The 12774-nt window shown below is 76.6% G+C and carries 14 protein-coding genes and 1 riboswitch; of the genes, 3 read left to right on the top strand and 11 right to left on the bottom strand.

Going from position 1 to position 12774, the window contains the following annotated elements:
- Window positions 1-66 precede the first annotated feature (66 nt).
- The 3 genes from glmM to rplM form a co-directional block, all read right to left on the bottom strand.
- Entirely contained in the window at window positions 67-1431 is a 1365-nt protein-coding gene (gene glmM, locus IEY94_RS15465) for a phosphoglucosamine mutase (protein ID WP_189170869.1), read from the bottom strand.
- A gap of 100 nt (window positions 1432-1531) precedes the next feature.
- Window positions 1532-2014 carry a 30S ribosomal protein S9 gene (rpsI, locus tag IEY94_RS15460; protein ID WP_189170868.1) on the bottom strand — a complete coding sequence of 161 codons (483 nt, stop codon included), beginning with the start codon at window positions 2012-2014 and terminating at the stop codon, window positions 1532-1534.
- A 23-nt stretch (window positions 2015-2037) separates the two neighbouring features.
- Entirely contained in the window at window positions 2038-2481 is a 444-nt protein-coding gene (gene rplM / locus IEY94_RS15455) for a 50S ribosomal protein L13 (RefSeq protein ID WP_189170867.1), read from the bottom strand.
- A 250-nt stretch (window positions 2482-2731) separates the two neighbouring features.
- Between rplM and IEY94_RS15450 the strand changes: the two genes are divergently transcribed.
- The gene (locus tag IEY94_RS15450; RefSeq protein WP_189170866.1) at window positions 2732-3151 is read left to right on the top strand and encodes a CBS domain-containing protein; all 420 of its coding nucleotides are present in this window, start codon (window positions 2732-2734) and stop codon (window positions 3149-3151) included.
- A gap of 75 nt (window positions 3152-3226) precedes the next feature.
- A complete protein-coding gene (locus IEY94_RS15445) occupies window positions 3227-3412 on the top strand; it encodes a hypothetical protein (RefSeq protein ID WP_189170865.1) in 186 nt (61 codons plus the stop codon).
- 92 nt (window positions 3413-3504) lie between these two features.
- Here IEY94_RS15445 and thiC read toward each other — a convergent pair whose 3' ends face one another.
- The 8 genes from thiC to IEY94_RS15400 form a co-directional block, all read right to left on the bottom strand.
- A complete protein-coding gene (thiC, locus tag IEY94_RS15440; RefSeq protein WP_189170864.1) occupies window positions 3505-5115 on the bottom strand; it encodes a phosphomethylpyrimidine synthase ThiC in 1611 nt (536 codons plus the stop codon).
- Window positions 5115-5921 (bottom strand): bifunctional hydroxymethylpyrimidine kinase/phosphomethylpyrimidine kinase, encoded by an 807-nt coding sequence (gene thiD / locus IEY94_RS15435; RefSeq protein ID WP_189170863.1) that lies wholly within the window; start codon window positions 5919-5921, stop codon window positions 5115-5117. Before thiD ends, thiC begins: the two co-directional genes overlap by 1 nt.
- Window positions 5918-6769 (bottom strand): thiamine phosphate synthase, encoded by an 852-nt coding sequence (locus IEY94_RS23610; RefSeq protein WP_229783958.1) that lies wholly within the window; start codon window positions 6767-6769, stop codon window positions 5918-5920. Before IEY94_RS23610 ends, thiD begins: the two co-directional genes overlap by 4 nt.
- Window positions 6766-7539 (bottom strand): thiazole synthase, encoded by a 774-nt coding sequence (locus IEY94_RS15420; protein ID WP_189170862.1) that lies wholly within the window; start codon window positions 7537-7539, stop codon window positions 6766-6768. The genes IEY94_RS23610 and IEY94_RS15420 overlap by 4 nt, the downstream gene beginning before the upstream one ends.
- 1 nt (window position 7540) lies before the next feature.
- Window positions 7541-7741, bottom strand: coding sequence for a sulfur carrier protein ThiS (thiS, locus tag IEY94_RS15415; protein WP_189170861.1), 201 nt, complete (start codon window positions 7739-7741; stop codon window positions 7541-7543).
- Window positions 7742-8797, bottom strand: coding sequence for a glycine oxidase ThiO (thiO, locus tag IEY94_RS15410; protein WP_189170860.1), 1056 nt, complete (start codon window positions 8795-8797; stop codon window positions 7742-7744).
- Entirely contained in the window at window positions 8794-9438 is a 645-nt protein-coding gene (locus IEY94_RS15405) for a thiamine phosphate synthase (RefSeq protein WP_189170859.1), read from the bottom strand. Before IEY94_RS15405 ends, thiO begins: the two co-directional genes overlap by 4 nt.
- Window positions 9432-9541: riboswitch (TPP riboswitch) on the bottom strand. (Overlaps the previous gene by 7 nt.)
- 60 nt (window positions 9542-9601) lie before the next feature.
- Window positions 9602-11278, bottom strand: coding sequence for an ATP-binding cassette domain-containing protein (locus tag IEY94_RS15400; RefSeq protein ID WP_189170858.1), 1677 nt, complete (start codon window positions 11276-11278; stop codon window positions 9602-9604).
- 199 nt (window positions 11279-11477) lie between these two features.
- Here IEY94_RS15400 and IEY94_RS15395 point away from each other — a divergent pair, with 199 nt between their 5' ends.
- Window positions 11478-12674 (top strand): transcriptional regulator, encoded by a 1197-nt coding sequence (locus IEY94_RS15395; protein ID WP_189170857.1) that lies wholly within the window; start codon window positions 11478-11480, stop codon window positions 12672-12674.
- The last annotated feature ends 100 nt before the right edge of the window (window positions 12675-12774 follow it).

Below are 12774 nucleotides of genomic sequence, written 5' to 3'. Positions count from 1 at the left end.
CACTCTCACCCGGGCCGGGGCCAGCCCCCGGCCCGGGTGCCGGCGCACTCGGCTCGCGGCCGGGGATCAGGCGGGGCTGGCGCGGCGGACCTCGGCGGCGACGCGCTCCGCGACCGCCGACGCCACCTCCCCCGTCGCCGCCTCGACCATCACCCGGACCAGCGGCTCGGTCCCCGACGGCCGCAGCAGCACCCGGCCGCTGCCGGCCAGCTCGCCCTCCGCCGCCGCCACCGCGGCCAGCACCGCCGGCGCGGACGCCCCGGCGGCCCGGTCCCCCACCGGTACGTTGATCAGCACCTGCGGCAGCGGCGTCACCACCGACGCCAGGTCGGCCAGGGAGCGGCCGGTCGCCGCCATCCGGGCCATCAACTGCAGGCCGGTGAGCACGCCGTCGCCGGTGGTCGCGTGGGCGGGCAGCACCAGGTGGCCGCTCTGCTCGCCGCCGAGCGCGTACCCGCCGCTGCGCAGCTCCTCCAGCACGTACCGGTCGCCGACCTTGGTCTCGACCAGCCGGACGCCCGCGGCGGTCATCGCCAGCCGCAGGCCGAGGTTGCTCATGACCGTGGTGACGAGCGTGTCGTCGGTGAGCTTGCCGGCGTCGCGCATGGCCAGCGCGAGGATCGCCATGATCTGGTCGCCGTCGATGGTGGACCCGTCGGCGGCCACGGCCAGGCAGCGGTCGGCGTCGCCGTCGTGGGCCAGGCCGAGGTCGGCGCCGTGCGCGCGGACGGCGTCGCGCACCTGGTCCAGGTGGGTCGAGCCGCAGTTGTCGTTGATGTTGTACCCGTCCGGCGCCGCGTGGATGGCGACCACCTCGGCGCCGGCCTCCCGGTACGCGACCGGGGCGATGTCGGCGGCGGCGCCGTTGGCGCAGTCGACCACGACCTTGACCCCGGCCAGCGGGGCGTCGACCGTACCGAGCAGGTGCTTGACGTAGTGGTCGGCGCCGTCCAGCAGGTCGTTGACCCGGCCGACCCGCGGGCCGGCCGGGCGCTGCCAGGCCGCCGCCGGGTCGCCGCCGGCCGCGGCGGCGATGGCGTCCTCGATCCGCTGCTCGACCTCGTCCGGCAGCTTGTGGCCGCCGGCGGCGAACAGCTTGATCCCGTTGTCCGGCATCGGGTTGTGCGAGGCGGACAGCATCACACCGAGGTCGGCGCTGGTCTCCGCGGTGAGGTACGCCACACCGGGCGTGGGCAGCACGCCCACCCGGACGACGTTCGCGCCGGCGCTGGTCAGTCCCGCGACGACGGCCGCCTCCAGCATCTCGCCGCTGGCCCGCGGGTCGCGGCCCACGACGGCCAGCGGGGCGTGGCTGCGGTCGCTCTCGGCGAGGACGTGCGCCGCCGCCAGCGCGACGGAGAGCGCCAGCTCCGGGGTCAGGTCCGCGTTGGCCCGCCCGCGGACGCCGTCGGTGCCGAAGAGTCGACCCATGTGCCGTACCTCCTGCTGTCGGGGCCGCGCGCGGCCCGGAAAAGCCCGTGGCCGGGCGCGCCCTCGTGGGCGTTCCCGGCCACGCGTGCCGTGCGGTCGCTCAGCGCTTCGAGTACTGCGGCGCCTTGCGGGCCTTCTTGAGACCGTACTTCTTGCTCTCCTTGACCCGGGCGTCCCGGGTGAGGAAGCCGGCCTTCTTGAGCGCCGGGCGGTCCTCGATGTCGTTCACGCACAGGGCCCGGGCGATGGCCAGGCGCAGCGCGCCGGCCTGGCCGGTGATGCCGCCGCCGCGCAGGTTCGCCAGGACGTCGAACGCCTCGTTCTTCTCCGAGGTCACCAGCGGCTCGCGGATGAGCTGCTGGTGCACCTTGCTGGGGAAGTACTGCTCCAGCTCGCGACCGTTGCAGACGATCTTGCCGCTGCCGGGGACGATGCGCACCCGGACGATGGCCTCCTTGCGGCGGCCGACGGTCTGGATCGGGCGGTCGCCGCGCGGGACGCGCGGGGTGGCGGTGGCGACCGCGCCGGTCTCCACCGGGGTGGCGACGGCGACCGGGGTCGGCACGGAAAGGTCGTCGGTCATGGTGGTTCCCTCGTCGCTCGTCGTCACTGCGCGATCTGCTTGATCTCGAACGGCACCGGCTGCTGGGCGCCGTGCGGGTGGTCGGTGCCGGCGTAGACCTTCAGCTTCTTGATCAGCTTACGACCGAGCTTGTTGTGCGGGAGCATGCCCTTGATGGCCATCTCCACCGCCCGCTCGGGGCGCTTGTCCAGCAGCTCGCCGTAGCGGACCTGCTTGAGGCCGCCCGGGTAGCCGGAGTGACGGTAGGCGATCTTGGTCTCGCGCTTGTTGCCGGTCAGCGCGACCTTGTCGGCGTTGACCACGATCACGAAGTCGCCGGTGTCCACGTGCGGGGCGAAGGTCGGCTTGTGCTTGCCGCGCAGCAGCGTCGCGGCGTGCGTGGCCAGGCGGCCAAGGACGACGTCAGCGGCGTCGATGACGTGCCAGTGACGCTCGATCTCACCCGGCTTCGGGCTGTACGTACGCACAGGTAAACCTTGTCTCGTAGTCGGGGACGATCCGCCCTCGGTGCTTGGTGGCTCGGTACGCGGAGGTGGCGGCGACAGCATGTCTCGCCGCACCCGGGTCAGCCAAAACCCGGGTCGCACACCAGCGGGCAACGATACCGGGCCCCCGACGCACCGGTCAAAGCGGGGTGGGCGCACCCCGTTCGGGTTGGACCGGGCGGACCCGGGTACTCGAACGGGACCAGCTCATCCCCGGACGAGGAGGTACCCCATGGCTGCGACCGTACGCGACGTGATGACCGCCGACCCCATCTGTCTCGCGCCCGACGCCACGCTCACCGAGGCGGCGCGGTACATGCGCGACAGCGACATCGGCGACGTGCTCGTCGTCGACCAGGGCAAGCTCCGCGGGATCGTCACCGACCGTGACATCACCGTGCGCGCGGTGGCCGACGGGCTGGACCCGAAGTCCGCCCGGATCAGCCAGATCGCCAGCGGCCCGATCCACAGCATCTCCGCGCAGGACCCGATCAACGAGGCCGTCTCGCTGATGCGCAAGCACGCGCTGCGGCGACTGCCGGTCACCGAGGGTGACCGGCCGGTGGGCATCGTCTCGATCGGCGACCTCGCGCTGGAGCAGGACCGGACCTCGGCGCTGGCCGACATCTCCGGCGCCCCGCCCTCGCGCTGACGCGCCCCGGGCCCCGGCCCGCCCGGGCCGGGGCCCGCGAGCGGGCACTACCGCGAACCGATACAGGAGGAAGAAATGAACCGCACCGCACCGGACGCCCCGGCCGCGCCGCCGACCTACCGGACCGGCGCCGAGCAGCCCTGGGACCCGGAGGACGTGACGGTGGCCAAGGGCCAGGACCCGACGCCGGAGAACGTCGAGCACGCCCGCCGCGAGCTGGCCGAGCACGGGGCCGCGACGATCGAGCGCCTCGTCCCCTGACGGCACCGCCCGGCCGGGCCGCTGATACCCCGCCGGGCCCACCGAACCGCGCCGCGGTGCCGGTACCCCGCGGGGTACCGGCACCGCCCGGCTCACTGCGTCGTGACCGGCAGGTACACCCGGCCGCCCCCGTCCACGAACTCGCGGGACTTGGCGGCCATGCCGCTGGCCGCGTACTCCTTCAACTCCTGGCTGATCTTCATCGAGCAGAACTTCGGCCCGCACATCGAGCAGAAGTGCGCCGTCTTCGCCGGCTCGGCCGGCAGCGTCTCGTCGTGGTACTCGCGGGCGGTGTCCGGGTCCAGCGACAGGTTGAACTGGTCCTGCCAGCGGAACTCGAACCGCGCCTTGCTCAGCGCGTCGTCCCACTCCTGCGCCGTCGGGTGCCCCTTGGCCAGGTCGGCGGCGTGCGCGGCGATCTTGTACGCGATCACCCCGGCCTTCACGTCGGCCCGGTTCGGCAGGCCCAGGTGCTCCTTGGGCGTGACGTAGCAGAGCATCGCCGTGCCCCACCAGCCGATCATCGCGGCGCCGATCGCCGAGGTGATGTGGTCGTACGCCGGCGCCACGTCGGTGGTCAGCGGCCCGAGGGTGTAGAACGGCGCCCCGGCGCACTTCTCCCGCTGGAGGTCCACGTTCTCCTTGATCTTGTGCATCGGGACGTGGCCCGGGCCCTCGACCATGACCTGCACGTCGTACTCCCACGCGATGTGGGTCAGCTCGCCCAGGGTCTCCAGCTCGGCGAACTGGGCCGCGTCGTTGGCGTCCGCGATCGAGCCCGGCCGCAGGCCGTCGCCGAGGGAGAAGGCGATGTCGTACTCGGCGAAGATCTCGCACAGCTCGCGGTAGTGGGTGTAGAGGAAGTTCTCCTCGTGGTACGCCAGGCACCAGGCCGCCATGATCGAGCCGCCGCGGGAGACGATGCCGGTGACCCGGTCGGCGGCCAGCGGCACGTACGCCAGCCGGACGCCCGCGTGCACGGTCATGTAGTCGACGCCCTGCTCGGCCTGCTCGATGATCGTGTCCCGGTACACCTCCCAGCTCAGCGCCTTCGGGTCGCCGTTGACCTTCTCCAGCGCCTGGTACAGCGGCACCGTGCCGATCGGCACCGGGCTGTTGCGCATGATGTTCTCGCGGGTGGCGTGGATGTGCTTGCCGGTGGACAGGTCCATGACCGTGTCCGCGCCCCACTTGGTCGCCCAGGTGAGCTTGTCCACCTCCTCGGCGATCGAGGAGGACACCGCGCTGGTGCCGATGTTCGCGTTGATCTTCACCAGGAACCGCTCGCCGATCAGCATCGGCTCGCTCTCCGGGTGGTTGATGTTGTTCGGCAGGATCGCCCGCCCGGCCGCGATCTCCGCCCGCACCACCTCCGGGTCCAGGCCCTCGCGGATCGCCGCGAACTCCATCTCCGGCGTGACGACCCCGCGGCGGGCGTAGTGGAGCTGGGTGGGGCGCCGGCCGGGCCGGGCGTGCCGGACCACCTGCCCCTGCGTCGCCGGGCCGCGGGCCGGGCCGAGCGCGGTGTCGCCGCGCTCGTCGATCCAGTGCGCCCGCAACTGCGGCAGCCCCACCTCGGGTTCCGACCCCGGCCCCGACGTGTCGTACAGCCGGACCGCGGGGTCCTCGTTGGTGAGATCCACCTCCGCGAACGGGACCCGGATGTCCGGCCGCGAACCCCCCACGTAGACCTTGCGTCGCATTACCCTCTCCTCCCCTGGGTGTCCCGGGCGAAGTGGTCGACCGGGCCGTGGCCGGCGCCGATGCTCCACTCGCGCGCGCCGGCCAGCGCCCGAGCCAGGTAGGTCTTCGCCGCGGCGACCGCGTCGGCCACGCCCTCGGCCGGGTACCGGGCGAACCGGGCGGCGAGCGCCGCCGCGAACGTGCAGCCGGTCCCGTGCGTGTTCCGGGTCGCCACCCGCGGGCCGCGCAGCGCCCGGGCGCCGGTGCCGGCGCTCCACAGGCTGTCCACCGGCTCGCCGGGCAGGTCGCCGCCGGTCACCACGACCGCGGCGGGGCCGCGCGCGGCCAGCGCGGCGGCCGCCGCGGCGGCCTCGCCCGGCGTCCGCACCGGCCGGCCCAGCAGCGCGGCCGCCTCGGCGATGTTCGGGGTGAGGATCTCGGCGTACGGCAGCAGCGGCGCCACCGCCTCGACGGCGCCGAGCCGGTCCCCGCTGGTCGCCACGAGCACCGGGTCGACCACGAGCCGCGGCAGCGCGCCGGCCGCGGCGCGGCCGGCGAGCAGGGCGCCGACGGCGGGCGTACCGATCATGCCGACCTTGACGGCCGCGACCGGGAGGTCCGCGAGCACCGCGTCGAGCTGGGCGGCGACGATGTCGACCGGGACGGCGTGCACGGCCGTGACGCCGCGGGTGTTCTGCGCCGTGACCGCGGTGAGCACGCTGGCGCCGTAGCAGCCGTGCGCGGCGAACGTCTTCAGGTCGGCCTGGATGCCGGCCCCGCCGCCGGAGTCGGACCCGGCGATCGTGAGCACGACGGGCGGCGTCACGCGCCGCCCCGGCGGGGCGCGGGCGGGGTCCGGGTGGCCGCCGGCGGCCGCCCGGTCGCGCGCACCAGCGCGGCGGCCAGCGCCGCCGGGTCGTCGGCCCGGGCCAGCGCACCGAGCACCGCGACGGCGTGCGCGCCGGCGGCCAGGCAGTCGCGGACCTGCGCGGGCGTGCCGATCCCGCCGAGCGCCACCACCGGCACCCGGCCGCCGAGCGCGCGCACCCCGGCGGCCAGGCCGGCGGGGTGCAGCGCCGGGCCGTAGCCGGGCTTGGAGCGGGTCGGGTACACCGGCGACAGGGTCACGTACGCGGCGCCGGCGGGCACCTCGCCCCGCCCGTGCCAGGACCAGCCGACGAGCCCGCCGGGCGGGGCGCCGGGCGCCATCGCGAAGTCCGCGGGCACGTTCCGGTCCCCGCGCGGCACCCCCGCGGCGCCGTCGTCCCCGGCGCCGGCGGCGCCGGCCGGGGCGCGGTCCGGGAGGTCGCCCCCGCGCCCGGCGTCGTCGTCCGGCCCGGCGGCGGTGCCGGGGGTGGCGGGGGTGGCGGTGCCGGGGTCGGGGAGGTGGCGGGCGGTGCCGCCGAGCGGGTCCGGGCCGGCGACGATCAGCAGGCCGTCGACCGGGGCGAGCAGCGCCCGCAGCGCGCCGGCCAGGTCGAGCCGCTCGCCGTACGGCAGGTCCCGCTCGCGCAGCAGCACGGTCCGCACGCCGCCGGCCACCGCCGCGGCGACCAGCTCGGGCAGCGGCCGGGCGGCGGCCCGCCGGTCGGTCAGCAGCCACACCCCGCCGGGTACCGCGCCGGCGGCGGGCGCCGGCACCACCTCGGGCGGGCTCCAGGTACGCGCGCTCACAGCTCGGGCCTCCCCTCGTCCGGGGTGGAGGCGAGGGCGTGGAACCGGCGCGGGATGCGCCCCGCCCCGTACGCCAGCCGCCCGGCCGCCACCGCGTGTCGCATCGCCGCGGCCATCGCCGCGGGGTCCGCCGCCCGGGTCACCGCCGACGCGAGCAGGACGGCGTCGCAGCCCAGCTCCATCGCCAGCGCCGCGTCGGACGCGGTGCCGATCCCGGCGTCGAGGATCACCGGTACGTCGACCGCCTGCCGCAGCAGCCGGATCTGGTGCGGATTGTTGATCCCCAGCCCGGAGCCGATCGGCGACCCGGCCGGCATCACCGCGGCGCAGCCGGCGTCGGCCAGCCGGCGGGCCAGCACCGGGTCGTCGGTCGTGTACGGCAGCACGGTGAACCCGTCGGCGACCAGCTCGGCGGCCGCCCGCAGCAGCTCGACGCCGTCCGGCAGCAGGGTCCGGTCGTCGCCGATCACCTCCAGCTTGACCAGCGACGTCTCGAACGCCTCCCGGGCCAGCCGGGCCACCGCGACCGCCTCCCGGGCGGTGTAGCAGCCGGCGGTGTTCGGCAGCAGCCGGACGCCCCGCCGGTCCAGCAGGTCGAGCAGCCCGCCGGGCTGCCCGGCGGCGGCGTCCACCCGGCGCAGCGCCACCGTCACCAGGTCGGTGCCGGAGGCCTCGATCGCCGCGTCCAGCGCGGCGAGGCTGGCCGTGCCGCCGGTGCCGAGGATCAGCCGCGAGCCGATCTTCTCCCCCGCGATCACCAGGTCGTCCACGTCAGCCCCCCTGCGCCGCGGTCAGCACCTCGACCCGGTCGCCGGCGGCCAGCGGGCGCCGGGCCCAGGTCCCGCGCGGGACGACCGCGCCGTTGACGGCCACGGCGACGCCGCGCGCGGGCGCGGCGACCGCGGCGACGGCGTCGGCGACGGTGGCGTCGGCGGCCAGGTCGCGGCCGACACCGTTGATGGACAGGCGCATTCAGGCCCTCCGGAAGCGGTCGGGGTGGAACGGCGCCCACGGCGGCGCCGGCTCCGCGCCGTCGACCAGGTCGGCGATCGCGGCGGCGGCGAGCGGGGTGAGCACGATCCCGTGCCGGTGGAAGCCGCCCGCGACGAGCACGCCGTCGCGCAGCCGGCCGACCACCGGCCCGTTGTCCGGCGTACCGGGGCGGTGCCCGACGGACACCTCGGCGAGCGCGTACTCGGCCAGCTCGGGCAGCAGGTCGGTCGCCGCGCGCAGCAGCTCCAGCACCCCGCCGGCGGTCGGCAGCGCGTCCCCGCGCTCCTCCACGGTCGCGCCGACGACCACCTCGCCGTCGGCCCGCGGCACGCAGTACACCCGGCGCCCGTCGGCCAGCCCGCGGATGACGTGCCGGAAGCCCGGCGCCGCCCCGTCCGGCGTGCGCAGCCGCAGCACCTGGCCCTTGACCGGCCGGATCGGCAGCCCGGTCAGCGCCGCGGCGGCGTGCCCGGCGGCGACCACGACCACGTCGGCGTCGAGCGCGTCGAGCGCGGCCACCGACTCGTCCACGACGGACCCGCCGGCGGCGGCCACCGCGGCGCGCAGCGTCGCCACCAGCCGCCGCGGGTCGACCGCGTGGTCGCCGGGCGCCAGCGCGCCGCCGCGCACCCGCGGCGACAGCAGCGGCTCCCGCTCCCGGACCGCGTCCGCGCCGAGCGCCTCGATCGGCAGCCCCAGGCTCTCCTGGTACGCCCGCAGCCGCGCCACCTCGGCCAGGTCGTCGCTGGTCCAGCCGACGATCAGCGTCCCGTCGGTGCGCAGCCCCAGCGGGTCCGGCCCGGCGCCGGCCAGCCCGGCGGCGAACGCCGGCCACGCCGCCGCCCCCGCCACCAGCAGCGCGGTCAGCTCCCGCTCGCCGAAGTACGACTCGGCCACCGGCGCGAGCATCCCGGCCGAGGCCCGCCAGGCCCCGCCGCCCGCGTCGTACACCGTGACCGCGTGCCCGCGCCGGGCGCACTCGTACGCGCCGGCCAGCCCGACCGGCCCGCCGCCGACCACCGCGACCCGGCTCACGCCGCCGCCCCCAGCACCCGGTACAGCTCGCCCATCGCCCCGGCCGGGTCGGCGGCGCAGTTGATCGCGCCGACGACGGCGACGCCGTGCGCCCCGGCCGCGCGCAACGCGGGCACCCGGGCGGCGGTGATCCCGCCGATCGCCACCACCGGCGTGGCGGGTACCGCGGCGACGACCGCGGCCAGGCCGGTGGGCCCGATCGCGGTCGGCAGCCCGGCCTTAGTGCTGGTCCCGTACGCCGGCCCCACGCCCAGGTACGACGCCCCGGCGGCCACGGCGGCCCGGGCCTCCCCCGGCGTCCGGCAGGTGGCGCCCAGCACCGCGCCGCCGCCGAGCACCCGGCGGGCGGCGACGACGGGCAGGTCCTCGGCGCCGACGTGCGCCCCGGCCGCGCCGGCGGCGAGCGCCACGTCCAGCCGGTCGTTGACCAGGCACACCGCGCCGGCCGCGGCGCACAGCGCGAGCGCGGCGCCGACCAGCGCGTACGCCTCCCGGTCGGTCCACGCGTCCTCGACCCGGACCTGGACGGCGAGCCCGACCGCCGCCGGCACCGGTACGGCGAGCGCCGCCCGCAGCACGTCCAGCGGCCGCGCCCCGGGGCGGGTGTCGGTCAGCAGGTGTAATCGGGGAAGGGACGACACGGTGGGCTCCTCCCTGCGCCGGCATTACCCGGATCAGGTACGGCGGTCGGGGGCGCCAGCCCCCCTCTCAGCCCGGTGGCTCCGGGCTCCCGCGGATTCGCTTGGGTCGCACCCTACGACCGTCGGGCGCCGGACGCCAGAGCGGGTGCCGGTCGCCACAGCGTCAGCGCACGTCCCAGACCGGTTCCGGCACCTCCGCCACCTCACCGTCCGCGCCAAAAAGGACAAAGCGATCGAACGACCGGCTGAACCAGCGGTCGTGCGTCACCGCCACCACCGTCCCGGCGAACGCCGCCAGCCCGTCCTCCAGCGCCTGCGCGCTGGCCAGGTCCAGGTTGTCCGTCGGCTCGTCGAGCAGCAGCAGCGTCGCCCCGGACAGCTCCAGCAGCAGCACCAGGAACCGCGCCTGCTGCCCGCCGGACAGCGTGCCGAACCGCTGGTCCCCCTGCCCGGCCAGCTCGTACCGGTTCAACGCCCCCATCGCCGCGTTCCGGTCCAGCCCGGCCCGCCGCTCGTCGCCGTTCCACAGGATCTCCGCCAGCGTCCGCCCGGTCAGCTCCGGCCGGTCGTGGGTCTGCGAGAAGTGCCCCGGCACCACCCGCGCCCCCAGCCGCGCGACGCCGCCGTGCGCCACCGGCGCGAGCGCCCGCCCGTCCGGCAGCACCGCCGCCGGGTCCGGGTCGGTGCCGCCGCGGGCGAGCAGCCGCAGGAAGTGCGACTTGCCGGTACCGTTCGCGCCGAGCACCGCCAGCCGGTCGCCGTACCAGACCTCCAGGTCGAACGGGTACGTCAGCCCGTCCAGCTCGAGCCCCTCGCAGACGACCGCCCGCTTGCCGGTGCGCCCGCCGGCCAGCCGCACCCGGATGTCCTGGTCCCGCGGCGGCAGCGGCGGCGGCCCCGCCTCCTCGAACTTGCGCAGCTTCGTCCGCGCGCTCTGGTACCGCGAGGCCATGTCCGCGTTGTACGCCGCCTTCTGCTTGTACATCAGCATCTGCTGGCGCAGCTTCTCCCGCTCCTCGTCCCAGCGCCGGCGCCGCTCCTCCATCCGGTCGTGCCGGTGCGCCCGCGCGTCGTGCCAGGACGCGAAGCCGGCCGGGTGCACCCACGCGCTGCCGCCCTCGACGGCCACCACCCGGTCGGCGGTCCGGGCGAGCAGCTCCCGGTCGTGCGAGACGTACAGCACCGACTTCGCCGACTCGGCCAGCCGCTCCTCCAGCCACCGCTTCCCCGGTACGTCGAGGAAGTTGTCCGGCTCGTCGAGCAGCAGCACCTCCTCCGGCCCGCGCAGCAGCAGCTCCAGCGCGAACCGCTTCTGCTCCCCGCCGGACAGCGTCCGGACGAGCCGCCCGCGCACCGCCTCCCACGGCTGCCCCAGCACCGCGGTGGCGACGGTGTCGAACAGCACCTCCGCCTCGTACCCGCCGGCCTCGCCCCAGCCGCCCAGCGCCTCCGCGTACGCCAACTGCGCCCGCTCGGCGCCCCGGGACAGCCGACCGCCGACCTCGGCCGCGACCAGCGCCCGCTCGGCGCCGGCCAGCCGCTCGCCGGCCGCCCGGGCCGCGGGCGGGGCCAGCGACAGCGCCAGGTCGGCCAGCGCCGTGTCGTCGCCGATCATCCCGATGAACTGCCGCATCACCCCGAGCCCGCCGACCCGGGCGATCCCGCCGGTCCGGACGGGCAGGTCGCCGGCCACCAGCCGCAGCAGCGTGGTCTTCCCCGCGCCGTTCGGGCCGACCAGCGCGATCTTCGCGCCGTCGCTGACCCGGAACGACACGTCGGCGAACAGCTCCCGGCCGTCCGGCAGCGTGTGGGCGACCCCGGCGACATCCACGTAACCCATGCCGCCATCGTGCCGCCGCGCCGCCCTCCGCGGCACCGAATTTCGGCGCGCTCAGCGCCCGGGGCCGGCCCAGCCGGCCGAGCGTCGCTTTCCCTGTGTCATGCGGCCGACGCTATTCGCGCCCCCGCACCGAGGGATGAGTACCCGTACCCGGTTCCGCGGGCTTACCCCGCCGCCCCGCCGGCCGTACCGTTGGGCGGTGGAGCCTCCGACGCTGACGACGGGCGAACGCATCAAGCTGTGCCGCACGCGCGCCGGCAAGAGCCGCCCCGTGCTCGCCGGCCTGGTCGGCCGGTCGCCGGGCTGGCTGAAGGCGGTCGAGACCGGCACCCTCCTCCCGCCCCGGCTGCCGATGCTGACCCAGCTCGCGACCGCCCTCGGGGTACCGGTCGCGGCGCTCGCCGAGGACGCCCGGGCCGCCCCGGTCAGCCTGTCCGGCCCCCGGCACCCGGCGCTGGCGGCGGTCCGGTCCGCCCTCAACCGCCCGGACGCCGGCGCCGCCCTGCCGCTGGCCGACCTCCGCCGGGAGATCGCCGCGACCTGGCGGCTCCGGCACGCGAGCCCGCACCACCGCACGGCCGTCGGCCCGCGGGTCGCCCACCTCCTCGCGGCCGCGCACGCGACCGTCCGGGCGCAGGACCAGCGCGGCCCGCTCCTGGCCGCGCAGGGGCTGCTGGCCGACGTGTGCGGGCTCGCGCAGACCTATGTGGCGTACCAGTCCGGGGCCAGCGACATCCTCTGGCGGGTCATCGACCGCATGGTCGTGGCCGGCTGGGACTCCGCCGAGCCGGTCGCGCTGGCCGCCGCCGCGTGGGGCGCCGGCCTGGCGCACCGCGAGACCGGGGACTTCGAGGCCGGCCTGGACGCCCTGGACAGCGCCCTCGCTGAGGTCGAACCGCGGCTGCCGGACGGCTCGACGGAACTTCTGGCCCTGTACGGCGCCCTGCACTCCGAGGTCGCCACGATCGCGGCGCGGCTCGGCGAGTCCGGGCGGGCGCTGCGCTCCCTGGACCGCGCGGCCGCGGTGGCCGACCGGCTCCCGGCGGGGTACTTCCAGCGGCAGACCGGCTTCGGGCCCGCCTTCGTCGCCGTGCACACCACGACGATCGAGGTCGACCTCCGGCGGCCGGGGTCCGCGCTGCGCGCGGCGGGCCGGGCGACCCCGCTGCCGTCCCGGCCGCGGTGGGCGCGCCACCTGGTCGAGGTGGCGCGGGCGCACCACCAGCGGGGTACCCACGACGAGACGGTCGCGGCCCTGCGGGCGGCGCACGCGTCGGCGCCGGACACCGTGCGCTGGAACCCGTTCGCCCGCCGGATCGCCCTCGACCTGCTGGACATCCGCGGCCAGCGCGCCCTCGCCCACGAGGCCGCCACCCTGGTGGGCCTGACGTCGTAGGCCAGAAACCCTGCCCCTCCGCGCTCGCGTACCGCCCTACGGTCCTGACCACGGGGTCACCGACGACGGGCCCCGCCGACGGGGGCAGGGGGGCGAATGA

The sequence above is a fragment of the Pilimelia anulata genome (assembly GCF_014647895.1).
In the GTDB taxonomy this organism is placed as follows: domain Bacteria; phylum Actinomycetota; class Actinomycetes; order Mycobacteriales; family Micromonosporaceae; genus Pilimelia; species Pilimelia anulata.
The sequence above is the reverse complement of the archived record's forward strand: the minus strand, read 5'-3'. Positions and strand labels throughout refer to the sequence as shown.

Bases quoted from the DNA above. Each gene is read 5' to 3' on its own strand.
- glmM (WP_189170869.1), bottom strand. From the start codon at position 1,431: ATGGGTCGACTCTTCGGCACCGACGGCGTCCGCGGGCGGGCCAACGCG.
- rpsI (WP_189170868.1), bottom strand. From the start codon at position 2,014: ATGACCGACGACCTTTCCGTGCCGACCCCGGTCGCCGTCGCCACCCCG.
- IEY94_RS15450 (WP_189170866.1), top strand. From the start codon at position 2,732: ATGGCTGCGACCGTACGCGACGTGATGACCGCCGACCCCATCTGTCTC.
- IEY94_RS15445 (WP_189170865.1), top strand. From the start codon at position 3,227: ATGAACCGCACCGCACCGGACGCCCCGGCCGCGCCGCCGACCTACCGG.
- thiC (WP_189170864.1), bottom strand. From the start codon at position 5,115: ATGCGACGCAAGGTCTACGTGGGGGGTTCGCGGCCGGACATCCGGGTC.
- thiS (WP_189170861.1), bottom strand. From the start codon at position 7,741: ATGCGCCTGTCCATCAACGGTGTCGGCCGCGACCTGGCCGCCGACGCC.
- IEY94_RS15400 (WP_189170858.1), bottom strand. From the start codon at position 11,278: ATGGGTTACGTGGATGTCGCCGGGGTCGCCCACACGCTGCCGGACGGC.